The sequence below is a fragment of the Marinobacter albus genome, assembly GCF_030238305.1.
GTDB lineage: Bacteria > Pseudomonadota > Gammaproteobacteria > Pseudomonadales > Oleiphilaceae > Marinobacter > Marinobacter albus.
In genome coordinates this window covers 2,378,244-2,404,340 of record NZ_JASSQD010000001.1, presented here as the reverse complement: position 1 = coordinate 2,404,340, position 26,097 = coordinate 2,378,244, and the positions used below count along the sequence as shown (strand labels likewise).

23 protein-coding genes are annotated in these 26,097 nt (G+C 57.1%); 12 read left to right on the top strand and 11 right to left on the bottom strand.

Translation table 11 applies throughout. From position 1 onward, the window contains the following. Window positions 1-127 precede the first annotated feature (127 nt). The 7 genes from QQF73_RS11155 to QQF73_RS11125 all read left to right on the top strand — a co-directional run bounded on the left by QQF73_RS11155 (window position 128) and on the right by QQF73_RS11125 (window position 6,507). Window positions 128-868, top strand: coding sequence for a DUF599 domain-containing protein (locus QQF73_RS11155; RefSeq protein ID WP_219865395.1), 741 nt, complete (start codon window positions 128-130; stop codon window positions 866-868). A gap of 18 nt (window positions 869-886) precedes the next feature. Next, the gene (locus tag QQF73_RS11150) at window positions 887-1,357 is read left to right on the top strand and encodes a PaaI family thioesterase (protein WP_285368234.1); all 471 of its coding nucleotides are present in this window, start codon (window positions 887-889) and stop codon (window positions 1,355-1,357) included. Beyond that, a complete protein-coding gene (locus QQF73_RS11145) occupies window positions 1,354-1,788 on the top strand; it encodes a PaaI family thioesterase (protein ID WP_285368233.1) in 435 nt (144 codons plus the stop codon). The genes QQF73_RS11150 and QQF73_RS11145 overlap by 4 nt, the downstream gene beginning before the upstream one ends. A gap of 219 nt (window positions 1,789-2,007) precedes the next feature. Beyond that, complete coding sequence (gene htpG / locus QQF73_RS11140) at window positions 2,008-3,900, top strand: molecular chaperone HtpG (protein ID WP_285368232.1); 1,893 nt, start codon at window positions 2,008-2,010, stop codon at window positions 3,898-3,900. Window positions 3,901-3,905: 5 nt separating this feature from the next. Further along, window positions 3,906-4,124, top strand: coding sequence for a DUF2835 domain-containing protein (locus tag QQF73_RS11135; RefSeq protein WP_219865399.1), 219 nt, complete (start codon window positions 3,906-3,908; stop codon window positions 4,122-4,124). Window positions 4,125-4,409: 285 nt separating this feature from the next. Beyond that, on the top strand, window positions 4,410-5,387 hold the full coding sequence (locus QQF73_RS11130) for a tRNA dihydrouridine synthase (protein ID WP_285368231.1): 978 nt from the start codon (window positions 4,410-4,412) through the stop codon (window positions 5,385-5,387). A gap of 127 nt (window positions 5,388-5,514) precedes the next feature. Continuing rightward, complete coding sequence (locus QQF73_RS11125; RefSeq protein ID WP_425607954.1) at window positions 5,515-6,507, top strand: MBL fold metallo-hydrolase; 993 nt, start codon at window positions 5,515-5,517, stop codon at window positions 6,505-6,507. Here the strand turns inward: QQF73_RS11125 and QQF73_RS11120 are convergent, their stop codons facing one another. After that, window positions 6,508-7,521, bottom strand: a complete 1,014-nt coding sequence (locus QQF73_RS11120) for a class I fructose-bisphosphate aldolase (RefSeq protein ID WP_285368230.1) — start codon at window positions 7,519-7,521, stop codon at window positions 6,508-6,510. Between the two features lie 164 nt (window positions 7,522-7,685). Between QQF73_RS11120 and QQF73_RS11115 the strand changes: the two genes are divergently transcribed. Next, entirely contained in the window at window positions 7,686-9,752 is a 2,067-nt protein-coding gene (locus tag QQF73_RS11115; protein ID WP_285368229.1) for a dehydrogenase, read from the top strand. On the opposite strand, the gene QQF73_RS11110 is transcribed toward QQF73_RS11115, so the two are convergent. The 5 genes from QQF73_RS11110 to QQF73_RS11090 all read right to left on the bottom strand — a co-directional run bounded on the left by QQF73_RS11110 (window position 9,741) and on the right by QQF73_RS11090 (window position 15,969). Continuing rightward, window positions 9,741-11,351 carry an FAD-binding oxidoreductase gene (locus QQF73_RS11110; RefSeq protein ID WP_219865404.1) on the bottom strand — a complete coding sequence of 537 codons (1,611 nt, stop codon included), beginning with the start codon at window positions 11,349-11,351 and terminating at the stop codon, window positions 9,741-9,743. The genes QQF73_RS11115 and QQF73_RS11110 overlap by 12 nt on opposite strands. 87 nt (window positions 11,352-11,438) lie before the next feature. Then, the gene (locus QQF73_RS11105; RefSeq protein WP_285368228.1) at window positions 11,439-12,140 is read right to left on the bottom strand and encodes an aspartate/glutamate racemase family protein; all 702 of its coding nucleotides are present in this window, start codon (window positions 12,138-12,140) and stop codon (window positions 11,439-11,441) included. Window positions 12,141-12,155: 15 nt separating this feature from the next. Beyond that, window positions 12,156-12,887: an SDR family oxidoreductase gene (locus QQF73_RS11100; RefSeq protein WP_285368227.1), complete on the bottom strand. Its 732-nt coding sequence runs from the start codon at window positions 12,885-12,887 to the stop codon at window positions 12,156-12,158. 216 nt (window positions 12,888-13,103) lie between these two features. Beyond that, window positions 13,104-13,802 carry a TSCPD domain-containing protein gene (locus tag QQF73_RS11095; RefSeq protein WP_219865407.1) on the bottom strand — a complete coding sequence of 233 codons (699 nt, stop codon included), beginning with the start codon at window positions 13,800-13,802 and terminating at the stop codon, window positions 13,104-13,106. A 28-nt stretch (window positions 13,803-13,830) separates the two neighbouring features. Further along, window positions 13,831-15,969, bottom strand: a complete 2,139-nt coding sequence (locus QQF73_RS11090) for an adenosylcobalamin-dependent ribonucleoside-diphosphate reductase (protein ID WP_219865408.1) — start codon at window positions 15,967-15,969, stop codon at window positions 13,831-13,833. A 585-nt stretch (window positions 15,970-16,554) separates the two neighbouring features. Between QQF73_RS11090 and QQF73_RS11085 the strand changes: the two genes are divergently transcribed. Further along, complete coding sequence (locus QQF73_RS11085) at window positions 16,555-17,367, top strand: DUF6160 family protein (RefSeq protein WP_285368225.1); 813 nt, start codon at window positions 16,555-16,557, stop codon at window positions 17,365-17,367. A 54-nt stretch (window positions 17,368-17,421) separates the two neighbouring features. Here the strand turns inward: QQF73_RS11085 and QQF73_RS11080 are convergent, their stop codons facing one another. The 3 genes from QQF73_RS11080 to QQF73_RS11070 form a co-directional block, all read right to left on the bottom strand. Then, on the bottom strand, window positions 17,422-18,216 hold the full coding sequence (locus QQF73_RS11080) for an ABC transporter ATP-binding protein (protein ID WP_285368224.1): 795 nt from the start codon (window positions 18,214-18,216) through the stop codon (window positions 17,422-17,424). A 9-nt stretch (window positions 18,217-18,225) separates the two neighbouring features. Next, entirely contained in the window at window positions 18,226-19,128 is a 903-nt protein-coding gene (locus QQF73_RS11075) for an ABC transporter permease (protein ID WP_219865411.1), read from the bottom strand. A gap of 65 nt (window positions 19,129-19,193) precedes the next feature. Next, window positions 19,194-20,168, bottom strand: a complete 975-nt coding sequence (locus QQF73_RS11070) for an ABC transporter substrate-binding protein (protein WP_219865412.1) — start codon at window positions 20,166-20,168, stop codon at window positions 19,194-19,196. 254 nt (window positions 20,169-20,422) lie between these two features. On the opposite strand from QQF73_RS11070, the gene QQF73_RS11065 reads away from it, so the two are divergent. Further along, a complete protein-coding gene (locus tag QQF73_RS11065; RefSeq protein ID WP_219865413.1) occupies window positions 20,423-22,090 on the top strand; it encodes an AMP-binding protein in 1,668 nt (555 codons plus the stop codon). A gap of 130 nt (window positions 22,091-22,220) precedes the next feature. Continuing rightward, window positions 22,221-22,706 (top strand): thioesterase domain-containing protein, encoded by a 486-nt coding sequence (locus QQF73_RS11060; protein WP_219865414.1) that lies wholly within the window; start codon window positions 22,221-22,223, stop codon window positions 22,704-22,706. 19 nt (window positions 22,707-22,725) lie between these two features. On the opposite strand, the gene QQF73_RS11055 is transcribed toward QQF73_RS11060, so the two are convergent. Further along, window positions 22,726-24,414 carry an ABC transporter permease gene (locus tag QQF73_RS11055; RefSeq protein ID WP_219865415.1) on the bottom strand — a complete coding sequence of 563 codons (1,689 nt, stop codon included), beginning with the start codon at window positions 24,412-24,414 and terminating at the stop codon, window positions 22,726-22,728. A gap of 144 nt (window positions 24,415-24,558) precedes the next feature. Then, on the bottom strand, window positions 24,559-25,575 hold the full coding sequence (locus QQF73_RS11050; protein ID WP_285368223.1) for a Fe(3+) ABC transporter substrate-binding protein: 1,017 nt from the start codon (window positions 25,573-25,575) through the stop codon (window positions 24,559-24,561). A 187-nt stretch (window positions 25,576-25,762) separates the two neighbouring features. Here QQF73_RS11050 and QQF73_RS11045 point away from each other — a divergent pair, with 187 nt between their 5' ends. Further along, on the top strand, window positions 25,763-26,041 hold the full coding sequence (locus tag QQF73_RS11045) for a PilZ domain-containing protein (RefSeq protein ID WP_219865417.1): 279 nt from the start codon (window positions 25,763-25,765) through the stop codon (window positions 26,039-26,041). The last annotated feature ends 56 nt before the right edge of the window (window positions 26,042-26,097 follow it).

Below are 26,097 nucleotides of genomic sequence, written 5' to 3'. Positions count from 1 at the left end.
AGCACATCATTGCACGGCTTTGGTTGGCTGGAAATCCCCCTGGTTGTGGTGACGCCACCGACCTTAGCGTATTATAAGTATCTGTTCCCTCGACGTTTCACTCCGAATTCTGGCTCTAAGGCGTTACATGAGTAATTTCCTCGAACTGATCGCATTACTCTGGTTTCTGCTCTGTTGGCTGGGCTACAGCCATTACTCCAAGCGCCGGGCCGGAGATCGGCCGTGTCTTTCCAATACCCTCGATCTGTATCGGGAGGACTGGATGCGCGTGATGCTTCGGCGCGAAAACCGCATTGCCGACGCCTCGGTGGTCGGTAACCTGGAGCGCAACGGGGCGTTTTTTGCCTCCAGCTGTTTGCTGATCCTGGCCGGTATCATCACCGCCCTCGGTTATACCCAGGAAGTTATGGAGGTGTTCAGCACCATGCCGTTCGGTACCCTACCGAGCCGCGAAGTCTGGGAACTGAGGATGGTGGTCTTGCTGGTGGTCTTCATTTACGCCTTCTTCAAGTTCACCTGGTCCATGCGGATGTACAATTTCGTGTCGGTGATGGTCGGCAGCGCTCCACCACCGGATGACACCAAAACCAGCCCGGCTGGTCGCGAGGCGTTTGCCCGCAGCGCCGGGAATGTCTGTAATCTTGCAGGCGATGCCTTCAACCTCGGATTGCGGTCATACTACTACGCCCTTGCCGTGGTCGGCTGGTTCATCCATCCGGTTGTCTTTATGGCCGCCTCTACACTGGTCGTGGTTGTTCTTTATCGGCGGGAATTCTGCTCCGACGCGCTCTTTGCGTTGCGCTCGGGCAAAGTGTTCGAGGAACCGGTGCCGGGTAAGTCCGAGAAAAATGAAAAGTCCAATTCTTGATTCACAGGTTTGTCCTGAATGAACGATGCTATCCGCCTAAACCGGGTTACCCGGTTCATTGATACCCTCAAGCAGGCCCAGGAGTTGGGCCTGTCGGTAATCGAGGCCAGGGAAGGGAGCCTCACCCTGTGCCTGCCCTATAGCGACCGGATCATCGGGAACCCCGATACCGGCGTCATCCACGGTGGCGCGATCACCACGCTCATGGACACGGCGTCAGGGTCGGTCATTCTCTGCGCGCTGGATGACTTCGAGCTGTGCCCGACACTGGACCTTCGGGTGGATTACATGCGACCGGCAGAGCCCCACAAGCCGGTCTATGCCCGAGCGGAAACCTACAAGGTCACCCGCAATATCATCTTCACCCGCTGCGAGGCCTACCAGGAAGGTGGGGAGACCATCGCCAACTGCGTCGGCACCTTCATGCGTATCGGAAAGGAGGCCTCGCCCAAGCACTACCGTGATCTGATCACCGGAGGTGGCGAATGACCGATCCCGAAATCTACCGCTACACGCGGGAAACCGGCGATTTTTCCCGTCTGCTGCAAAGTATTCCGTACGCCACCTTCATCGGGCTGGAGTGTGACCAGTTTGGCGATGACCTTATCTTCCGCCTGCCGAAAAAGGAGGAAAACCTGGGTAACCCGATTCTGCCGGCGATACATGGTGGTGTGATCGGTGGATTTATGGAACTGTCGGCTGCGATCTACCTGATGATGTCACAGGACAGCATGCGTATGCCCCGCATCGTGGATTTTTCGCTGGATTACCTGCGGGCCGGCCTGAACCGCGAAACCTACGCAGAATGCCGTCTCACCCGCCAGGGCAATCGTGTTGCCAATGTCATGGTCACCGCGTGGCAGAAATCCCGTTCCCAGCCTATTGCCACGGCGCGCGCCCACTTTCTCATGGAAGACTGATTTCCCCACGCGGCCGGGGCTTGAAAAGCTCTGGCACGCCCCCACTTTTGCAGCAAGACAAAAAATCCGTGCTGAAGCAAGCACAGAGGTTTTGCTGAAACTCGCTGCGAATACGCCCTTGTGCGCTCGGCTCTGCCAGACACGGCTCCGCTCGGTTTTGGAAAAACCTCTGCACTTCCTTCTCTGAACTGTGAGTTAAAATCAGGAGATTTAGACGCCATGACGGTTGAGTCGCAAAAAGAGACCCTGGGTTTTCAGACCGAAGTGAAGCAGCTGCTTCACCTGATGATCCACTCCCTCTATTCCAACAAGGAAATCTTCCTTCGTGAGCTGATTTCGAACGCCTCGGACGCCGAGGACAAACTGCGCTTTGCCGCCTTGAAGGACGACAGTCTGTACGAGGGCGATCCGGAGCTGAAAATCCGGTTGGACTACGACAAAGAGGCGAACACCATCACGCTGACGGACAACGGCATCGGCATGACCCGCGACGACGTCGTCCAGAATCTCGGCACCATTGCTCGTTCAGGTACCGCGGAATTCCTCAAGCAGCTCTCCGGGGACGAGAAGAAGGACAGCAAACTGATTGGTCAGTTCGGTGTTGGTTTCTACTCTTCCTTTATTGTGGCCGACAAGGTTGATGTCTTCACTCGCCGTGCAGGCGCTCCGGCGGAAGAGGGCGTGCATTGGGAGTCCAAAGGCGACGGCGAATTTTCCATCGAGCAGGTTAATCGGGAAAATCGCGGCACCGAGATTGTGATCCACCTGAAAAAGGATGCCACCGAATTTGCCGACGGCTTCCGGTTGCGCAATCTTGTGAAGAAATACTCGGATCACATTTCCTTCCCGGTGGTCATGAAATCCGAATCCGAGGACGAGGAAGAGAAGGGCAAAGACGAAACCGTCAACGACGCTACCGCTCTCTGGACCCTGCCGCGTACCGAGATCAAGGACGAAGAGTACAAGGAGTTCTACAAGCATATTGCCCACGACTTTGAGGATCCGCTGACCTGGTCCCACAACAAGGTGGAAGGCAAGCTTGATTACACCAGTCTGCTGTACATTCCGGCCCGTGCTCCGTTCGATCTTTACAACCGGGAAGCACCGCGTGGTCTGAAGCTCTATGTGCAGCGGGTTTTCATTATGGACGATGCCGAGCAGTTCCTGCCGCTGTACCTGCGGTTTGCCAAGGGTGTGATCGATTCAAACGATCTGTCCCTGAACGTCTCCCGTGAAATTCTCCAGAATGACAGCACGGTGGAAAGTATTCGCTCCGCGCTGACCAAGCGGGTGCTGGACATGCTGTCCAAACTGGCCAAGAAAGACCCGGACCAGTACCAGAAGTTCTGGGGCGAGTTCGGAACCGTGCTGAAAGAAGGCCCGGCTGAAGACTTCAGCAATCGCGAAAAGATTGCCGGCTTGCTGCGGTTTGCGTCCACCCACACTGGGGAAAGCACCCAGAACGTATCGCTGGACCAGTACATCGAGCGGATGCAAGACGGTCAGAAGAAGATCTACTACATTACGGCCGATAACTTCATGGCGGCCAAGAGCAGCCCGCACCTGGAAGTTTTCCGCAAGAAGGGTATTGAGGTCCTGATTCTCTCGGATCGTATCGACGAGTGGATGATGGGGTACCTGAACGAGTACGACGGCAAGCAGTTCCAAGACGTCGCGCGCGGTGACCTGGATCTCGGCGAAGTGGAAACTGAAGAGGACAAGAAGCACAAGGAAGAGGCGGCCGAGGAGCACAAGGAACTGCTGGAGCGTATCAAGACCGCCCTGGATGATCGCGTTCAGGAGGTTCGGGTTACCAACCGTCTGACCGATTCGCCAGCCTGTCTGGTTGTCGGGGACTTTGACATGGGTGCCCAGATGAAGAAGATCATGGAAGCGGCTGGCCAGAAGGTTCCCGACAGCAAGCCGATCTTTGAAATCAACGTGGACCACCCGTTGGTCCAGCGCCTGGAAAACGAAAAGGGCGAAGAGCGCTTCGGCGAGCTCTCTGCAGTACTGCTTGATCAGGCCACCCTGGCCAGTGGCGAGCAACTGCAGGATCCGGGTGCCTATGTGACCCGTCTGAACCGTCTGTTGCTGGAGCTGGCCAACTAAGCTCTATGCAGCAGATCATCGTGGATCTGAGCATCAGCCCTGATGAGTGGCTCAAACTCTATCAGGGCGTTGCCAGAGATGTTCACACCACGGCCCGGGACGGACGCTCAGTCCGTTTCCCGGCCCGTATTCTGTCCCGCTTCTATCTCCGCGACGGTGTGCGCGGCTCCTTCCGCATTGTTTTCGACAATCAGGGCAAGTTCGCCTCCATTGAACGGTTGTGATAGCCAATAGCTTAAAACGTATTTTCTTTCTTTGATTTATCATCAACCCGTTTTCTCAACTATCTTAGGGATATGCACTTCAGCGAAGGAGTTGTGTGATGTCCCCGTGGATGAGATCCTGGTCTGAGCAGTGGAAAAAACAGAGCAAGGTGCTGGCGGATTATTGCGTGAACTACGCCATCTCTCAGTAACTTCGCCGCAAGGCCGAAACCTTGCGCTTCAATCTGCCTCAGAAACTGACTACAATGCCGGCCCGCTTAATCTTTAACCACTTCCGGAGCCGACATGCGAATAATCCTTGCCCCGATGGAAGGGCTGGTTGACGCACCCATACGCGAAACCCTGACGAAAGTCGGCGGCATCGACCGGTGTGTCACTGAGTTTGTTCGCGTGACTCATGGCATGTTGCCCCCCCGTGTTTTCTACAAGTACGCACCAGAGCTACACAACCGGTCACTGACCGAAGTGGGCACGCCTGTGGCCGTTCAGCTTCTGGGGTCTGACCCGGAGCAGATGGGGCGGCATGGGGCCCGGGCAGTGGAATTGGGTGCGACCCAGGTGGATATCAACTTTGGCTGTCCGGCCAAGACGGTCAATCGGCACAAGGGTGGCTGCGTGCTGATGCGTGAGCCGGAACTGATGCACGGCATCACTGCTGCAGTGCGCAAGGCTGTGCCGGACCATATTCCGGTGACAGCCAAGATGCGCCTGGGCTACGACGATCGGTCCATGGGGGTTGCCTGTGGCCAGGCTCTTGAGGCGGCCGGAGCGTCGGAGATTGTGATACATGCCCGTAGCAAGGTAGACGGATACAAGCCGCCGGCATACTGGGAGGAAATTGCCAAGGTGCGCGAGGCGGTCTCCGCCCATGTTATTGCCAATGGCGAGATATGGACGGTGGCCGATTACTGGCGCTGCCGCGAGGTCTCCGGCTGCGCCGATGTGATGATCGGGCGTGGCCTGATCGCGCGCCCGGACCTGGCCCGCAAGATCAAAGCCAGTCAGCGGGGTGAGGAGATTGCCGATATGACCTGGCCGGAAGCGGTAGCTCTGGTCCGGGAATACGCCGAAGTGCTGCAGGGCTGGCTCGAGGACCGTTATGTGACCGGCCGCATCAAGCAGTGGATGAATTTCCTTCGTCAGGGTTTTCCGGAAGCGGAAGGGGTCTGGCCGAAGGCCCGCAAGATCCGCGAAGTGGCCCCCATGCTGGCCAGTCTCGAGGAAGTGCCACCCGTCGCAAACGGTCAGGAGCGGGCGGCCTGACGCATCCATTTTCGCCCGCAATCCCTTCCGCTGGTGCTCCCTGATTACCAACTACACTGGTACAGAATGTCGATGTATTCGTAACGAAGTACGTTATGAAGGCGAAATCATCCGGGAGGAACGAGCGATGTTCGAACGAACGAAACAATGGGCACCTGCATGGGTCGCCGGTGGGTATTTGCTGGCGATGGGACTGGTCTCAAGTGCCGGTGCCGCAGAGGGTAACGTCAAGGTAACGCCGCTCGGTAGTCACGATGGCGAATTCTGCAGCCGCGACCGGGCACTGGTCTTTGAAGATCCCAACGGCACCCGGATTTTGTACGATGCCGGGCGCACCGTAGCCGGACCGGACGATCCGCGGCTCGGTAATATCAACGTGATCCTGGTCTCGCACATGCACGGGGATCATGTCGGTGATCAGCGCATCGCCAAGACCAACGCGGGAACCTGCGCCTCACCGGATACCTCGGTGTCGACTCTGCCACAATCCAACAGCGTTGATATTGCGGTGAAGAAGCAGGCCAAGATTGTCACCGGGAGTGAAATGCCCGCGTTCTTCGCGGCCAAATTGAAGGCGGCTGGCGGTGACGCTGCCAATTCCATGCTGGTGCGTTTTGGTGCCGAACGTGAACTGGGCGGCGTGGCGATTACCACGGTGCCTGCGGTGCACAGCAATGGCGTATCCCCCGGTTTCCTTACCGGGCCGCTGGCAGAGCATTTGAAGCAGGCGGGTGTGGGCGCCAGCGTTGGACCGCCCACCGGTTATGTCCTGACCTTTTCCAATGGCCTGGTGGTTTACCTGTCTGGGGACACCGGCATCACCGCCGAGCAGGAACTGGTGGTCAAAGACCACTACGGTGCTCAACTGGTGGTCATGAATATCGGCGACACCTACACCACGGGTCCCAAAGAGGCCGCCTATGTCATTAACGATCTGATCGAACCAAAGGCGGTCATTGCCTCTCACGCCAACGAGCCAGCGACGGCGGGGGGAGAGCTGAAACAGGGTACGCGCACCTCACTGTTCCGGGATTTGGTCAAAGTACCTGTGCACGTGCCACTGAGCGGCCAAACCATGTCGTTTGACAGTGATGCAAACTGCACAGAGGGCTGTGACTAGTCACGCTTCCATCTCGGGACTGTAGGTGCCAGCGCGGGCGGCGCCGTTGAGTCGCGCCCGTTTCAGGATTGCCTCCTGGGCCGCAGGACCGTTCTCCAGTCTACCGGCCCAGGCTTTCTGGGCCGGTTCCTGTAGCGCCCGACCGTAGGAAAAGCTCAGCGCCCAGGGTTGGTTACCTAGACAGTTCATTGCATTCAGATTCAGCGTTGCCTCCTCCGGAGTCTGGCCACCAGACAGGAAATTGATTCCCGGCACCGCCGCCGGGACCACCTGTCTGAACACCGAAATTGTCGCTTCAGCAACCTCTTCGGGCGTTGCCTTGGCGGACTCTTTCCCGGGTGTCACCATGCTGGGTTTCAGGATCATGTGCTCCAACTGGACTCTGTGCCGGGCGAGTGCAATAAAGACCTCCCTCAGTACCGTTTTGCTGACATCTGCGCACCGGTCGATGCTGTGGCCGCCGTCGATCAGCACTTCCGGCTCGACAATCGGAACAATTCCCATGGACTGGCAGAGCGCGGCATAGCGTGCCAGCACCTCAGCGTTGGCTTCCACAGCTTGCCGGGAAGGTAGCGTGTCCGAGATATGGAAAACATCCCGCCACTTGGCGAACCGCGCACCCCGGTTCTTGAAGATTTCCAGCCGATCATCCAGACCATCCAGTCCGAAGGTGATTTCATCACCCGGTGCATTGATCAACGGTTTCTTGCCCTTATCCACTTTGATGCCCGGGACAATACGCTGGTTCTCCAGTAATTGCGGGATCGGGATGTCGTCCAGGCTGTTCTGGCCCAGAGTTTCTTCGAACAGTATGACGCCGCTGATGAATTCCCCGAGCCCGGGCGCGGACAGGATCAGGCTTCGATATTCCCGGCGTTTTTCTTCGCTGGATTCAACGCCCACTGCGGTAAACCGTTTGGCAATGGTGGGGTGGCTCTCATCGGCGGCAAGAATTCCCTGACCCGGCTGGATAAGATCCTCAATGGTTGCAGCGAGTTCACCCTGAATGCTCATGTTGGCTCCTCCATATCGGGTTTCGGTTTGACGGCTTGTGGAAGATGGCTCTGTACAGTGTAGACCCTGAATGAATGGCTGAACTTTGACCTGTGCTAAGGCGGAAAAGGTTTGTGTGATTTACGCTGAAAAGGATAACAACACTCACCGAACAGGGATGAGCCATGAAGACGGTTGTGAGCGTCAGCCAGGGATCCTCCGAATACGATTACGATCTGGAAACGGAGTTTCTCGGACAGTCTTTCCGTATTATCCGGCTGGGGGCCGACGGTAATCTCTCCCGGGCGGAATCGATACTTGAATCGGTTCGTGAACAAGCCGATGCGATCGGTTTGAGCATGGTTCATGATCACTATGAGGTTGGGCGGGAAAAACTTCAGCACCCGGACACAGCGAGGCTTGAAGCTTGGGTACCGGATCGGCCGGTAACGACCGGTGCAGGGCTCAGGGGCATCCTGCAGGAATGGGCTGTTCGCCACACGCAGTCTGAGCTAGGGCATTTCTTCGACAATGCCCGGGTGCTATTCATGAACGGCCAGGCCAGTTATCGAATAGCCAAATCATTGTCAGAACATACGGACAATCTCTTTTTTGCCGATCCGTATAACGATTTTGGCGTGCCCCGCATGCTCACGTCCCTGAAGCAGCTCGAGACCTATACCTCGATTACCGCGCCGTTGATGTTTCGGCCCACGGCGGTCAAGGCCGTGGAGACAATAATGCGTAATCCACTTTACCGTCTGGGAGAAGGCCTGGTTAAGGGCTCTCTCCATCAGGCGGTTGAAAGTGCGCACGTCATCGTAGCCGCCATCGGCGATCTTGAACATTTCAGTCAGAAGCAGCTGGATGGCAAAACCGTTATCACCTCCCGGGTGACGGAGACTGCCCTGGACTGGCTGCGCGCCCGCCGGGTGGCGATGGTGGTGGATTACAGCCCCTGGCTGGAGGGCCGGCCCGTGGGGATGAACGTCATGGAAGCCATGATCAGTGCGGCGCTGGCGCGAACACCTGAGCAGTTGGGGCCCGACGACTACCTCGATGTCATCCAGAACCTGGGAATCGAACCCAGGATTCTTTACCCGAACGGTTATCGACGGGTAAACCGGTTTGCCTTTGTTATTCACCCGTTGTCGCAGCAGTATCTGACGAAAACTCCGCCGCTGGACTGGATTGCAAACGTTTCGCCACCCCTGGTGATGAATCTGGTTGAAAAAGCCGTGGCCTATGCGCCGCCGTTCCTTTACTCCAAGGTCTCCGGGATCCACTCGCCAACCGGTGACGAAGTTGAGGGCTGGTTGATCACGGTTGGCGGGACGCCCCGGGAAATCATGGCTCATGGTCCGGAGTTTACCTACAGTCGACTGCTCGCAGCCGCCCGGCTCGCGAAAAAACTCGGTGCTCAGGTGATGGGGCTGGGGGCCTTCACCAAGGTCGTGGGTGATGCCGGAATTACCGTGGCCAAGCGCGCGCCGTTACCGATAACCACGGGTAACAGCTACAGCGCCTCGGGGGCTCTCTGGGCCGCCCATGACGCCGTTAAACGGATTGGCCGGGTGCACATTGGCCCGAGTGGGAAAATGGCGGGTAAAGCGATGGTGGTAGGAGCAACGGGGGCCATTGGCTCTGTTTGCGCCCGGCTGTTGGCCAAGGCCGTGGATGAAATCTATCTGGCTGCGCCTGAGCCAGCCAAGTTGCTGGCATTGAAGGAGAGCATTGAGCAGGAGACGCCGGGAGCCGTGGTACACGTAGCGGGCTCTGCGGATCGGGATGTGGCGGATATGGACATGATTGTTACCGCCACCTCCGGGGCCGGAAAACGGATTCTGGATATCATGAAAGTAAAACCCGGATGCGTAATTACGGATGTGGCGCGCCCGCTGGACATCCCGGCTGAAGATGTGGCGAAGCGTCCGGATGTCCTGGTGATTGAATCCGGCGAGATCCAGCTTCCCGGCGATGTTCATATGAAAGATATTGGCTTACCACGAGGCATTGCGTACGCGTGCCTTGCGGAGACGATCGTACTGGCCCTCGAAGGTCGGTTCGAGAATTTTACCCTGGGCCGGGACATCGAATGGGAAAAAGTCCGTGAAATCTACAAGCTGGGTCTTCGGCACGGTATGAAACTCGCGGCCATCTCGGGCGTGAACGGCGTGTTCAGTGAGGAGGACTTTGAGCGGGTCAGGGCACTTGCGGCAGAACCTGAACTGCCCGCCCGATCAGTCAAATAAAATGCCCGGGTTGAGGAGATGGTCGGGATCCACGGAGCCTTTTGCGCTACGTAGCATCGAAACAAACAGAGGCGATGCCTGCCTGAGATAATGCATTTTGTGGTCCCGTCCGACGGCGTGATGGTGGGTGATGGTCCCGCCTTCCTCGATCAAAGCGTCGGATACCGCGCGCTTGATGGCATCCCAGCGTTTCAGGTCGTCCTTGCCGTTCCCCTGGGCCATGATGGTGTAGTAGGGCGCGGGTCCGTCGGGATAAAGGTGCGTGAAGCGGCAGGTAATAAACCCTTTACCGCACTGGTCCCGGATGGCCGCATTGGCAGTGGTAAGGAGTCGCTGGTGGAACCGGTCAAACCTATCCCAGGTGATTGCCGTTTCCAACGTCTCGACGATCAGGCCCCGGCGAACCAGTTCGTCACGCAGGTAAGGCACGGTGATGAACGCCTGTTTCCAGTTATCGGCGCCCGTGTCACGTTGCTTCGCATCGGGGTTCCCGGTCTGTGGTGACAGGTCAGTACCGCCACACTCAAGAGCCAGTGATATTGCCTGTTTCAGCCTGTCTGTCACCGGAAATGCATTGGATTCAAATCCGAGGATCAGGATGTCCTTGCTGCCATCACCCAGTCCCATGAACATGGCTTCCTGCCTGCCGATGTAGCGCGCATTGCTGGGCTGCAGGCCTGACTGACTTATCTGTCGACAGGCTTCCACGCCCTGGGAGTAGTCGGTGAATCCGATGGTGGTCGCGGCCTTGTACTGTGGAATGGCCTGCAAGCGCACCCAGGCTTCCGTAATGATTCCCAGGGTTCCCTCGGAGCCGAGGATTAGTCGTTCCTCGCTGGGGCCGGCACCACTGCCGGGTAGGCGGCGGGTTTGCATGGTACCTTCGGGAGTGACCAGGCGGATCGATTCAACAAACTCGTCGATGTGAGTGTATTGCGTCGCGTAGTGCCCGCCCGCGCGGGTGGCGATCCATCCCCCGAGTGTCGAGAATTCAAAGCTTTGGGGAAAATGCCTCAGGGTCAGGCCAAAAGGCTTCAGCTGCCGTTCGAGGTCGGGGCCATAGGTGCCGGCCTGGATGCGGGCACATCGAGAAACCTCGTCTACCTCCAGTACCTGGTTGAAGTTCAGCATGTTTACGGAGATCACGCCGTTGCTCTGATCCCTCGGTGGAGGCTCAATTCCACCTACCACACTTGATCCGCCCCCATAGGGAATTACATGAATCCCTTCCTGTTTGGCGAACCGGAACAGCTCGGCCAGTTGCCCGTCGGTGCCAGGAAAGGCAACGTAATCCGGAGGGTTGTCAAACTGCAGGTGTGTCGCTCGCCAGGAATCCCGGAAAGATTTGCCAAAGCAATGGTGAAGACGAATTTCCTTGTCGCTGGTCAGCCATTCGGCGAATGCCGCTGGAAGCACAAATCTTGGCTCAGGAAGCTCAATGGCTTGAGTGTCTGGCAATTCCAGAGGAGGGCTGGCACAGATTCCACTATATTGCTCCAGGAACGTGGTGAAAGCATCGACCATTGGGGTGGGAACCGGGCTGGCCTGGTTTCCCCAACCCCAGTACCTGCGCTTCAGAAAGTCCTCGATTGTTCTCATTGGCGGTGCTGCCCCTCGGCAAAGAATCGGTTGCAGGGCAGTATGGAACAGAACCTCTGAGCGTGCATTCAATGGCGTCCGGCTGGCCTAATTTGGTGACGCCCGAAGGGCCTCCTCCACCGCCTGTTCGGCGTGGATGACCGTGGTGTCGTAAAGCGGAACGGGCGTATCCGATTGCTGAATCAGCAGGCCGATCTCGGTACATCCAAGAATGACGGCTTGGGCGCCCCGTGCGGACAGGGATTCCACGATTTCCATGTAACTTGTCCTGGAGGAGGAACGGATCGTGCCCTGGCATAACTCCTGGTAAATGACCTGGTGAACCCTTTCGCGCTGGACCTCATCCGGTATCAGAACCTCAATGTCCGCCTTTTCCAGGCGTTCCCGGTAAAATTCCTGCTCCATCGTAAACCGGGTGCCGAGGAGGCCGACCCGGGTAACTCCGTCCCGCTGTAAAACCCTGGCTGTTGCATCCGCGATATGGAGAAGCGGCATGTGTATCGACCCTTCGATCTGCGGAGCCACCTTGTGCATGGTGTTCGTGCCAATGACCAGAAAATCCGCGCCTGCGCATTCAAGTGAACCGGCGGCCGCGGAGAGGATCTCTGCCATCCTATCCCAGTTTCCCTGGTGCTGAAGTGCCTCGATCTCTGCGAAATCGACGCTGTATAAAATGACTTTTGCGGAGTGCAGGCCGCCAAGTCGCGCTCTTACTTGTTGATTGATACTTCGGTAATAGCTCTGGGAAGATTCCCAGCTCATACCGCCCAGCAGGCCAATGGTTTTCATCCGATTCGGTTCCCTTTATCGTCCCCCGGCTACATCGATAAATGATCCGGTCACATAGGATGCTTCATCCGATAAAAGCCAGCAAATTGCGTTGGCGACCTCTTCCGAAGTGCCTCCACGTTTCAGGGGAATGCCCGGTGCCAGTCGTTCCACGCGACCAGGTTCGCCGCCCGCGGCGTGAATATCGGTGTGAATGAACCCCGGCCGCACGGCATTCACCCGAATGCCACGGGTGGCCGCTTCCACGGACAACCCCTTGGTCAGGGTATCCACGGCGCCTTTCGAAGCTGCGTAATCAATATATTCAAAAGGCGAGCCGGTTTTCGAGGCCAGGGAGGAGACGTTCACAATGGAGCCACCGTCGGTCATCCGTCGCATGGCCTCCCTGGAACACAGAAAGCAGCCGGTTACATTCGTCGCCATCACTTTGCTGAATCGTTCTACCTCCATATCGGCCAGCGTGGACTGGGTAAACAGGATGCCAACGTTGTTCACCAGCGCGGTTACCGGCCCGTAGGCCTGTTCAGTGGCATCAAAGAGGGCGATCACATCCTGCTCGTTGCTGACATCGCCCCGGCAGGCGAAGGCCTGACCGCCAGCGCCAATGATCTCGGACACCAGAGCCTCGGCCAGTGTCTGGCTGGAAAGGTAGTTGATACAAAGCGCGTAGCCCCGGGCCGACAACTGCCTTGCGGTGGCAGCACCGATGCCGCGGCTGGCACCTGTGACAATCGCGACTTTGACCATGCAGTCCTTTTCCTTCACGGGATAACCCATTGCAATCATTGTAGACGTTTGGTCGCGCACCTGAGCGGCGAAGAAGGTCAGCCGACAAACTGGTCCTTCAGAGCGGGACTAATTGATTAACCGGACACCAATGAAACTGCGGAATCCGAGTTATCGCCACAAACAAAAAAGCCCGGAGTTCTCACTCCGGGCTCTTGATTCAGTCGTCGATCAGGTTCAGCCGCACTTACTGTCGCCGCAGGAGAGACAGGTTGCGCAGCCGTCCATCACGATCACCGCCTTGGTGCTGCACTTGCCGCACATGGTGGCATTGGCCGGGTAATCGCTGGCCTTGTCGTCATTCGTCGCCGTGGTGTGGCTGGCTTCGAACTCGGCACGCTTTTCGGCGAGGATGCGCTTGGTGGTTTCGCTCATTTCCTCACTTTCCAACAGACCGATGGCCTTCAGGTGCTTCTCAATCACCGCGCCAATTTCGGCAACCAGCGAGGGCATGAACACGCCACCTTTCTTGAAGTAGCCGCCATTCGGGTCATAGACCGAGCGAAGCTCTTCCACCAGAAAAGTAACGTCGCCACCCTTGCGGAAAACGGCGGAGATGACGCGGGTGAGGGCGATCACCCACTGGAAGTGTTCCATCGATTTGGAATTGATGAACACTTCATACGGTTGCCGACTTTCGTGGTCGGTACCTTCATTGAGCAGGATGTCGTTGATGGTGATGTACATCGCGTGCTCGGCCACCGGCGGCTTGATTTTGTAGGTGGTGCCCAGCAGGAAATCGGGCCGTTCGATGTATTCGTTCATCTGAACGGGTGTGTTTTCCGGCTTCGGTGCCACTGCTGCTTCCGAGGTGGCTTCCGGGTCGGCTTTCTTTACGCGGTAGCCGACGATTTTGTTGCTGATCTTGACTGTCATGTTCGTTGTCCTGTGTCGGGTTCCCGGATCAATACTTGCCGTAAGTGCCTTCTTTGAGCGCGTCAAACAGGTTGGCAGCGTTGTGGATTTCGCCATCGTACTCGACCTGTTCGTTACCCTTCAGCGTCACCTTGCTGCCGTCGTCCAGAGTGAACTCGTACAACGTGTTCTCCAGATCTTTTTCCTTCACCAGTACACCCTGGAACGCCTCCGGGTTGAAGCGGAACGTGGTGCACCCCTTCAGCCCCTTGTCGTAGGCGTACAGGTAAATACCCTTGAAATCGCGGTAATCAAAGTCTGTAGGAACATTGGCCGTTTTGGAAATCGAGGAATCTACCCATTTCTGGGCGGCTGCCTGGATGTCTACATGCTGTGCCGGTGTCACATCGTCCGATGTGGTGAAGTAGGACGGCAGTTTCTTGTCTTCATCATCGGAGAACGGCATGGCGCCCGGATTGACCAGATGGCGGTAGGCCAGCAGCTCGAATGAGAAGACGTCAACTTTTTCCTTGGTCTTCCGGCCTTCCCGGATAATGTTGCGGGCGTAGTGGTGCGAGAAACTCGGCTCGATGCCGTTGCTGGCGTTATTGGCCAGTGACAGGCTGATGGTGCCGGTTGGCGCAATGGAAGTATGGTGGGTGAAGCGTCCACCTTTCTCCGCCAGCTCTTCTACCAGTTTCGGATCCACGGCGGCAATCTGCTGCATGTACTTGCTGTACTTGGCGTGCAGTACGCGGCCCTTGAGCTTGTCGCCGAGTTTGTAGCCATCTTTGGACAGCTGCGGGCATTTGCCCAGCATCTTCGGGGTGACCTCGAACTCGTCGTCCATGATCGGTGCTACGCCTTTTTCTTCGGCGAGAGCCAGGGACTGACGCCAGCCTTCAACCGCCATTTCGCGAACGACATCCTCGGTAAACTGAACGGATTGTTCAGAACCATAAGGCATGCGCAGCATCGCGAGGGTAGATCCCAGGCCCAGGATACCCATGCCGTGTCGGCGCTTGTAGGTGATTTCATGGCGCTGTTCTTCGAGGGGCAGGCCATTAATCTCCACTACGTTATCGAGCATGCGGGTGAAGATGGCCACGACTTTGCGGTACTTCTCGTAGTTGAAGCTGGCCTTGTCGGTGAACGGGTAATCCACGAACATGGTCAGGTTCACGGAACCCAGCAGACAGCTGCCGTAAGGGGGCAGGGGTTGCTCGCCGCAGGGGTTGGTGGCGCGGATGTCCTCACAGAACCAGTTATTGTTCATCTGGTTGACCTTGTCGATCAGGATGAAGCCCGGCTCTGCGTAGTCATAGGTGCTGGTCATGATGGTGTCCCAGATGAACTGGGCTTTCAGGGTACGGTAGATGCGGCAGGCCACTTTGCCCTCATCGTTAATTACGTAGCCCTTCTGCACCGGGAAGTCACGGTAGACGAACTGGCTTTCATCGCTCAGGTCAAGCTCTTCGTCTTCAACTTCCTTCTGGGTAACAGGGAAAGACAGGTGCCAGTCGTCCCCGTTGCGTACGGCTTCGATGAAGTCTTCGGTGATCAGCAGCGACAGGTTGAACTGGCGCAGGCGACCGTCTTCACGCTTGGCCTGGATGAAGTCAATTACGTCGGGATGGTGCACGTCGAAGGTGGCCATCTGGGCACCGCGGCGACCACCGGCAGAGGACACGGTGAAGCACATTCGGTCGAAGATATCCATGAACGACAGCGGGCCCGAGGTGGTGGCACCGGCGCCGGCGACGTAGGCTCCCTTCGGGCGCAGGGTGGAGAATTCATAACCAATGCCGCAACCGGCTTTGAGGGTCAGACCGGCTTCGTGGTTCTTTTCCAGGATGTCGTTCATGGAGTCTTGAACGGTGCCGGAAACGGTGCAGTTAATGGTGGAGGTTGCCGGCTTGTGCGCTTCGGCTCCAGCATTCGAGGTAATGCGGCCGGCGGGGATTGCGCCGTGCTGCAAAGCCCAGATAAAGTCCTTCATGTGCTTGTTGCGCACGGACTTGTTTTCGACTTCAGACAGGGCCTTGGCTACGCGTTCGTACGTAGCGTTGATGTCCTTGTCGACGGGCTCGCCAGTCTTGGTTTTCAGCTGATATTTGCTGTTCCAGATGTCGAGCGAAGCTTCCTGCATCGGAATTGTAGTAACCACTGCCTGTGCCTTCGCGTTCATTGCCACCCTCGGTATTCCCAGTATGTCTTCTTTTGACAGCGCCATCCCTTATGACAGCGCTGCACCCCTTGAATTTCCTAATGCCCGGTCTTGACTCCCGGCGCGTTGATGACCACTACATGTGGTGGCAGCTTGGGAAGCTTTAACGCACCCGGATATTCCGGTTCTTTCTTTGGATCGTTGTTGTCGGCCTGGCTTGAAGCCGTTTTGGGCTTCGCCTGCCGGCGAGTAACCTTGGAAGTCTTTGACCCTATATATAGGCTTATTTTTCGAAAGTATAACAGGATATAGTGGTATGTGAACAAGAACGCAACTATTGATTGAAGGGATGGCGCAAAGAAAATCAATCGACTGCTGGTTGCAAGTCTGAAAATCTCTGTAAATCGAGAGCTTGCCCGTGACTATTCATGAACACTACATGTTGTGTTCAAAAAATATCCGGATTAGCCCTCATATGGTTGTAAACAGCAACCAATTTGTGACACCTGCACGTACCCCGAGACAACGTGTCGCTAGAGTATGGGGGTGGTGTCGAACAATGCAGTGGCCCACAGGAAGTGATAACTAATATAAAAGGAACGAACGATGAAAGGCCTGAAACCTACCTTGCTAGCGCTGTGCGTTGCAGGTGTCCAACCTGCAGCCATGGCCGAGATCCAGATGCTGGATGATTCCGTGATGGGAAATATCACCGGTCAGGCCGGTGTCACCATCGAACTTGAAACCAAACTGAATATCGATCGCTTCATCTATACTGATGAAGGCTCGTTGGAAATCAATGAGATTTTCGTTGGCGGCGGAGGCCGGAACGACTATTTCCCCGAGCTGGGCTTTAACCTGACTGGTCAGGCTCCCAGTGATCTGCTGGATAATGTCAGGATCAACATCGACATTGCCAATGACGGTGATGCCATCATCAACATTTTGCCCATGGCGTTTGGTGCGGTCGATCTGACTGTCGCAACGGGGGCCTGGAACCTGACGGGAACCGGCGGTTCAACGACCGTTCTGGACAATTTCCGGATGGATGCGCTGATCGGCTCGGGTACCATCAGGGTTGATACCGCGACTGACAAGCTGAACTTCCGAACCGACTTCGCCATCGACGACATGGACTTTGATGTGCCGTTCCTGGCGTTGGGCATTCAGGACTTCCAGCTGACCGGCGCCGATTATGATCTCTCGGCGCCCCAGCCGTTGCGTCTGTTCGCCGGAGTCGAGATGGACATCTACAAGGCGCCGAATTCACAGAATGTCGACAGCCTGGCAATCGATCTCCAGACCTTCGCCGCGGATATCCGCATTGGTGGCGTAATTGTCGGGGGCACGTCCATCGGTTCAATCGCCATGGATAACCTGGCAATTACCAACACCTCGATGCTCATCTACGGCCATTAACGGCGTTTGATGTTGAGCAAGAAAAGGCGGGAAATGCTCCCGCCTTTTCTTTTCTCAGCCCAGTAACAGGCTGTCGTCATCCACCGACAGGCCGCGCTGCTTCTCAAACAGGCCCAGCAGGTCCTTCACTTCCAGCCCTTTCCGTTCTTCGCCGGCTATGTCGAACACCACCTGACCCTGATGGAGCATGACGGTGCGGCTACCGACTTCCAGAGCCTGTTTCATGCTGTGGGTAACCATCAGCGCCGTCAGTTTCTGTTCTTCGATGATCTGGGTAGTCAATTCCAGTACAAATGCCGCAGTTTTCGGGTCGAGCGCGGCAGTATGTTCATCCAGGAGCAGGATGCTCGATGGCGTCAGGCTCGCCATCAGTAGGCTGACGGCCTGGCGTTGGCCGCCGGAAAGTAGCCCCATCTTGTCACCCAGACGGCTTTCCAGACCCAGCTTCAGTGAGGCCAGGCTCTCGCGAAACTGGTCCAGGTACTGCCGCTTGACCGCCGCACTCAGGCCGCGGCGCTGGCCTCGTTTGATGGCCAGTGCCAGGTTTTCCTCAATGGACAGGGCCTCGCAGGTTCCGGCCAGAGGGTCCTGGAATACCCTGGCGACACGGCCCGCGCGTTTGTGGGTCGGTAGTTTGGTGACATCGACGTTGTCGACGATGATCTCACCACTGTCCACCAGAACCTCACCCGAGAGGGCGTTCAGGAAGGTAGACTTGCCGGCACCATTACTGCCAATGACGGTAACGAATTCACCCTGGTTAACCGTCAGGCTCATGCCCCGGAGTGCGGGGTTCTCCAGAGGCGTTCCCTTGCCAAAGGTCAGTCGAAGATCGCTTGCACTGATCATGTCGCCTCCTCAGGCCTTGCTGCGGGTGAACTTGCCGATCACGGAACTGCGAACGCCGGGAAGGACAATTGCCAGGGTCACCAATACCGCGGTGATCAGGTTCAGGTCCTGTGCCTGGAGCCCCAGAACATCGGCGTTCAGGGCGAATGCAATGGCAAGCCGATAAATGATGGCGCCAAATACGCAGGCGAGCAGGGCGCGCACCACGGTCGACGGCGTGATCACGGCCTCGCCCCCGATCAGGGAGGCGAGGCCAATCACGATGACGCCAACACCCATGGTCACGTCGGCTGCACCCTGGCTCTGGGCAAACAGCGCGCCGGCCAGGCCAACAAGGCCGTTGGACAGGGCGACGCCGAGCACGATCATGGCTCCCGTCGCAATGCCCTGGGCTCTTGCCATTCGGGGGTTGGCGCCGGTGGCCCGCATGGCTAGACCGGTTTCAGATTTCATGAAGCGCCACAGCAGGATCAGGGCCACGACGGCGACAACAATGAACAGCAGGACCGGTACCTGATGGTACGCCAGATCCAGATTGTACCAGGGAGTGAGCACCGTCTCTTCGGTGAGCAGCGCGACATTTGGCCGGCCCATGATGCGCAGGTTCACGGAGTAGAGCGCGATCATGGTGAGAATTGAGGCCAGCAGATTGAGAATCTTCAGCTTCACGTTGAGCAGCGCAGTGACCGCGCCTGCGGCCATGCCGGCAAGAACGGCAGCACCGGTCGCAATCCAGGGGTTCCAGCCGCCAATGATCAGCACGGCAGCGACGGCCGCACCCAGCGGGAAGCTGCCGTCAACGGTCAGATCCGGGAAGTCCAGCACCCTGAAAGAGATGTAAATGCCAAAGGCAACCAGGCCGTAGATCAGGCCAGTTTCAATGGCGCCATAAAATGCGATTTCACTGAGCATGGGTAATATTCACTGTGAAAGAAAACGGGCGGGCCCTTGTGGGGTCCGCCCGTCTTGGTCAGGCGTTACTTGTCGCTTTTGACGACTTCTTTGGCGTCTTCGATCAGGTCCTCAGAGAGGGTGATGCCCATGCGCTTGGCTGCGGCCGGGTTCACAAACAGATCCAGAGTGTCCATGGTTTCCACGGGCATGTCGCCGGGATTGGTTCCGCTCAATACCCTGGCAACCATCGCGCCGGTCTGGCGGCCGTGATTGTAGTAGTCGAAACCGAGCGCTGCGACGGCCCCGCGCCCAACGGTGGCGGTGTCCGCTGCAAAAACAGGTATACCGGCGCGCTCACCCACTGAAATAACAGCCTCTGCGGCACTGATTACGGTGTTGTCCGTGGTCAGGTAGATCGCGTCTACTTCCCCCACCAGTGAGCGGGAGGCGCCCAGCACTTCGGAAGTCTTGGTGGCCGCGGCCTTGACCAGCTTCATATCGCGGGCTGCCAGTTGCTCCTCAAGCAGATTGACGAGGGATACGGCATTGGCTTCGCCGGGGTTGTACACCGTGCCGATGCGTTTGGCATCGGGCATGACCCGCTGAAGCATGTCGAGGTGTTTCTTGATGGGCAGCATGTCGCTGACGCCGGAAATGTTCGCACCCGGCGCCTCGAGACTGGATACCAGCTTTGCGCCAACCGGGTCAGTCACGGCTGAGAAAATGACCGGGATGTTTCGGGCAGCGGCCGCAACGGTCTGGGCAGATGGCGTTGCAATGGCTACGATCACGTCGGGGCTTTCGCCGACAAATTTCCGGGCGATCTGAGAGGCAATGGCGGAATTTCCCTGAGCGCTTTCGTGCATGACGGTCAGGTTCTCACCTTCCGTGTAGCCCTGCTCGGCAAGTTCGTCTTTCACGCCCTGGTAAACCGCATCCAGTGCCGGATGTTCGACGATCTGCGTGATAGCAACCGTGCGTACTTCCTGAGCCTGTCCCAGGCCCGCCGCTGCCAGCAGTGTTGCACCAATCAGGGTGCGCAGAGTTCTCTTGGCCATGTGCCTGTCTCCGAGTCAGTGTCTGGTTTTGATGAGTATTCGACGTTCAGAAATACGAAGGGGCGCAAGTTTACCACAGGCCCGGGGGATTCGGGGTAGGATTGTTGGCTGGGACGCGTTCGTCGCCCGGGAAAGTTGAGAAGTGGAATAGTTTTGCTTGTGTCACATTTTGACTGCCGATAGTGTGTTGAAATACCATACGAAAGTCTAATAATAAGACCGAATAATTCGAATAACGAATGCAAGGAAGATTCATGGACACAACTAACAAGCTTCCGCTGGACATGGTTTACCATTGGGAAACCACCAAGGCGAACTCCCTTTACATGACCCAGCCCATCGGCGATGGCAAGGTCGTGGAATACACGTGGGGCAGGGCGGTTGACGAGGCACGGCGCGTGGCTGCCTATCTCAAATCGCTTAACCTGCCGGAAAAAAGCCGGATTGGCCTGATTTCCAAAAACTGTGCGCAATGGATCATGACCGACTGGGCCATCTGGATGGCCGGTCACATTTCCGTCCCGCTCTATCCAACCCTGAATTCAGATACCGTTAATTACATCCTCAATCATGCCGAATGCGACGTCCTGTTCGTGGGTAAACTCGACGACTGGGACATGATGAAAGGCGGTGTGCCGGAGTCTGTCCGATGCATATCCTATCCCCTCAGTCCGCCCAACGATTTCGAAACCTGGGATGACATCGTGGCCAAGTACCCGCCGCTGGAAGGGCAGGTGCAGCGGGATCCTGACGAACTGGCGACCATTGTGTATACCTCCGGGAGTACCGGTCGGCCGAAAGGCGTGATGCTGAGCTTCCGTAACATGGCCTTCGCCGCCGCTGGCGGAACCCAGGTGCTGGGCGTCGGTTCGGAAGAGCGTATGCTGTCGTACCTGCCGCTGGCCCATGTATTCGAGCGTACGTTTGTCGAGCTGGGCTCGCTTTATACCGGCTTCGAGCTGTATTTTGCCGAGTCTCTGGACACCTTTGTCCAGGACCTGCAGCGGGCGCAGCCGACCCTGTTCCTTTCTGTTCCGCGCCTGTGGGTGAAATTCCAGCATGGTGTGCTTCAGAAACTGCCGAAGCAGAAGCTGGAACGGTTGATGAAGATTCCGGTGGTCAACAAGCTGATCAAGAAGAAGATTCTGAAGGGCCTGGGTCTGAGCAAGGTCAAGCTCGCAGGCAGTGGCTCTGCGCCGCTATCGAGCGATGTTCTGGACTGGTATCGCAACCTCGGGCTGGAACTGCTGGAGGGGTACGGCATGTCCGAGAACTTTGCATACTCCCACATGAACAAGCCGGGTCGTTCACGGACCGGTTATGTTGGTGAAGCGCTCCCGGGCGTGGAGGTGAGGATCAGCGAGCAGGGCGAGGTCCTGGTCAAGAGTCCCGCGACCATGATGGGGTATTACAAGGACGAGGAGAAAACCCGCGAGGCCTTTACCGAAGACGGTTTCCTGAAAACTGGCGATAAGGGTGAGATTGACGAGATGGGTCGCCTCAAGCTGACAGGCCGAATCAAGGAGATCTTCAAGACCAGCAAGGGCAAGTACATTGCGCCGGCGCCGATTGAGAATCGCCTCATGTCCCACGACGCCATTGAGATGGTTTGCGTGTCGGGTGCCAACCAGACCCAGCCTCACGCGCTGGTCATGCTCGGCGAGGAAATTCGTCCGAAGACTGCCGATGAAACCTTCCGCAAGGAGCTTGAAGCCAGCTTCAAGAACCTGATCCAGGAGGTAAACAAGACAGTCGATCCTCACGAGCAGCTTGCCTTTATCACGGTAGTGAGCGATGAGTGGTCCATCGAGAACAGCTTCCTGACGCCGACCCTCAAGCTCAAGCGCAATGTGGTGGAAGACGCCTATCAGGAGAAGGTGGATAACTGGTACGCGCAGCGTCAGGCGGTTATCTGGCAGTAAAACTGGCCGTCGATTCGCAGATGATAAACAGGCCCGGCACCGCCGGGCCTGTTGCTGTCTGAAGCCGACATAAGTCGCATAGGGAAACACAAGGGAGAGGCCTAAACTGGAGGGTAATCAGGAGGATGATATGACCCAGTTGGCGCTTTTCCAGAAACGCATCAATGAAGAAATTCCGCTGTCCAAAGCGTTGGGAATCCAGTTGATATCCTGGGACGGTCACGCGCTGCTTCTTAGCGCGCCCCTGGAACAGAATCGCAATCACCAGGGAACCGGCTTCGGGGGCAGTGTCTACTCTGCGGCGGTTACCGCAGCCTGGGGGCTCACAGAGCTGGCGCTGGCGGACCTTGGGCTCAGGGGTGCCGTGGTCGTGCAGAGCGGCACGATTGATTATCTGGAGCCGGTTGAGCAGGACTTCTATGTGATTTGCCGGTTACCCGGGGGCGAGATTCCGGCCAAATTCCGGAAGAGTCTGGCGCGACATGGCAAAGGGCGTCTGGACCTCACCGCCGAGGTGTTTTGCGGCGTTCCCACCACGGAGCCAAACAATCAACCCGTGGCCGTGTTCCAGGGGCGGTTTGTCGTCAAGGACGCCCACTCTCGGGTGAGCCTGTAATCCGGAAGACGGAGTCTGTTCAACCTATCGTCCGGGTGTTGGAGATTGAGCGGCTCATCAGAATAATCGGAACGATCCCCGCCAGAACAATGATCAGTGCCGGTAGGGCGCTGTGATAGAGACGTTCGTCTGAAGCAAACTGGTAGACGTAGGTCGCCAGGGTTTCAAAATTGAACGGCCTCAGAATGAGTGTTGCCGGCAGCTCCTTCATGCAGTCGACGAACACCACCAGCGCGGCGGTCAGCAGGGTTCCGCGCAGCATCGGCAGGTGCACGCGGACCAGGGTTCCACCCGGCGTATGCCCAAGAGAGCGCGATGCCATATCCATGCTCGGCGTGATCTTCTGAAGCGCACTCTCCACGCTGCCTGCGGAAACCGCAAGGAACCGCACCGTATAGGCAAACACCAGGGCAAAGGCGGAGCCGCTGAGAAGCAGACCCGTGCTGAGACCGAAAACCTCCCGCATCAGGCTATCGAACCAGTTGTCGAAACCGGCGAGTGGAACGATAACACCCACGGCCAGGACTGCCCCGGGCATGGCATAGCCAAGGCTTGATAGCCTCATGAGGATCTGCATTCCGCGGGTGTTGTGGAGTCTGCGGCTGTAGGCCAGGGTGATACCGATCAGCAAAGTAGTCAGTGCTGCGGTGCTGGATAGAAAAAGGCTGTTAAAGGTGTTCTGTATAAAATCCGGATTCCAGCTTTCGCCGAAGTACTCCCATGCGTAGAGACCCAGTGTGAATCCGGGGATGAGGAAGCCGAAGGTCACTGGAACGGCACACACCGCCACGCACACCAACTGTCTGGGGAATGACATGCTGAATCTGCGGATCGGGTCCCGGTTGTCCCGGGCTGCAAACTGTTGTTGCCGGCGCCGTGAATAGCGTTCGAGGGTAACGAGGATAACGACGAATATGAGCATCGTGGTCGCAATCTGGGCAGCCCCGCCCAGATTCCCCAGGTTCATCCAGGTGTCAAACAGACCTGCTGTGAGTGTCTGTACGGCAAAAAAGTCGACGGTCCCGAAGTCGTTGAGGGTTTCCATCAGCACCAGCGAGAGGCCAACTGCAACCGCAGGCCGGGCGATGGGCAAAACCACGCGAAAAAAAGTGCTCAGAGCCGAATGGCCGAGGCTGCGGCTGACTGCAAACAGCGAGGGCGACTGCTCCAGAAAAGCGGCTCGGGCAAGCAAATAAACGTAGGGGTAGAGCACCAGCCCGATCATCAGCGTGGCACCTTCCAGGCTGCGGATTTCGGGGAACCAGTAATCGCTGGCATTTTCCCAGCCAAACCATCCCCTCAGAGCTCTTTGCACCGGCCCGGCATAATCAAGAAGGCTGGTGTAGACATAGGCGATCACGTAAGCAGGGACGGCGAACGGGAGCAGCATTGCCCACTCGAAAAAACGCCTGCCCGGAAATTCGCACATGGTGACAGCCCAGGCGGTCGAAAGTCCGATGACCAGTGTCAGCGCGCCTACTCCAAGCATCAGTTGGAGTGTGGTGGTCAGGTACCGGGGAAGTGTCGTCTCGAGCAGGTGAGGCCAGATGTTCTCTTCTGGGAAAAAAGCGAGAAAGACAACGGAGAGTACCGGAAGCACCACTATGGCTGTGGTGAGGGCAGCGGTTACCAGCCACCGCCTTGAGGTTCGTTTCGCCAGCAAGGGCTCGGCAAGCCCTGGGGCAACGCTGGTAACGGCCTCGGTCATAGCGTTCCTGTCGTTGAATCGAAATGAGAAAGGATGCCGATTGTAGACAGCTCATCGCCCGCCTGCAATTGCCCCGGTCATCTTCAACAGACGTTGGCGAGCGAAAGTCGGGCCGAAGGTGGGTGTCACCTCGGCCCTCGGGCATTACTCGCCGTCGTAATCGACGCGGTCAACCAGCTTGACTGCCGCATTCCGGTGATTTGCGATTTCCTGCAGGGACAGTTTGTCCGGATTGATCGCACCCCATTCGGCAACCAGACCGGAAGGATCAACGTCGGGGTTTGCCGGATATTCGGTGTTCGCCTCGGCATAGATGCGCTGCGCCTCGGCCGAGGACAGGAATTCCATCAGTTTGATGGCGTTGTCACGGTTCGGGGCGCTCTTGGTCAGGGAAATGCCGCTGATGTTGATGTGCGTCCCACGACCATCAGCATTGGGGAATACCAGGCGAACCTGCTCTGCAATCGCGCGCTGGTTTTCGTCCTGGAGCATGTTGCCGTAGTAGTAGCTGTTACCAATGGATACGTCGCAAACACCTTCCGCAATGGCCTTGATCTGGTCACGGTCGCCACCCTGGGGCTTGCGGGCCAGGTTGTCCTTGACGCCTTCGAGCCAAGCTTCAGTCTCTGCTTCCCCGTGATGGGCAATCATGGAGGAAATCAGGGCGATGTTGTACGGGTGTTTGCCGCTGCGGGTACAGATGCGGTCGTCCCATTTGTCGTCTGCCAGCTCTTCATAGGTGGTGATTTCACCTTCCTCGACCCGGTCCTTTGACGTAAAGATCAGTCGGCCCCGGGTGGTCAGTGCAAACCATTTGCCTTCGGGATGGCGGAGATTTTCAGGAACGTTCTTGTTTAGCACCTCGCTGTCGACGGTCTGAACCAGGTCGCGCTCCACCAGTTCGTTGATGCGGGAGATGTCGACGGTCATAACGATGTCTGCCGGGCTGTTACGACCCTCCCGTTCCAGTCGCTCAGCCAGGCCTTTCTTGGCGAAAACGACGTTGGTATCGATTCCGGTCTCCTGTTTAAAGGCATTCAGCAAGGGCTTGAGCAAATAGGCCTGCCGGTAGGAGTAAATGTTGACCTCTTCGTCTGCGGATGCACTCATCGGAAGCAGAGCCAGGGCAATCGTTGCGGTTGCGGCCAGTTTCAGTCGCATATCGTTATCCTTTTCACCAAGTTTCGATGTCAGATCCCGTGATGCTAGTCACAGGCATTTAAAAACGCCAACCATTCTCATTTGTATTAAGCGGCGAGTCAATATCACCTTTGGCATATTTGGGTGAAAATGGTGGTATCCTTCGGAAGACTATAAAAACTATGTAAAAAGTAGTGGAAACCGCGTGATGGCAGGGAACGATCGAAGAGAACACATTCGCACCGCGATGAGCGCAAAGGTAAAGGTCATGCACCCGGAATTGGGAGAGTTTGTCTTCTCGACCCGGGACATATCCGATGGAGGCGTGTTCATTGTAGTGGACGCGACTCCCTTCGAACCCGAGCTTGGTGACACCGTGACGGTGCAGGTTCAGGGGTTGCCGGTGCCTGCCCCCGTTCTTGATATGATCGTCGTTCGCAGGACCCGCGATGGATTCGGACTTCAATTTGAGCATAACCAACACTGATATGAAGCGCTTCTTCCTTCTTCTGTTTTTGCCCTTGATTCTGCACGGCTGTGCAT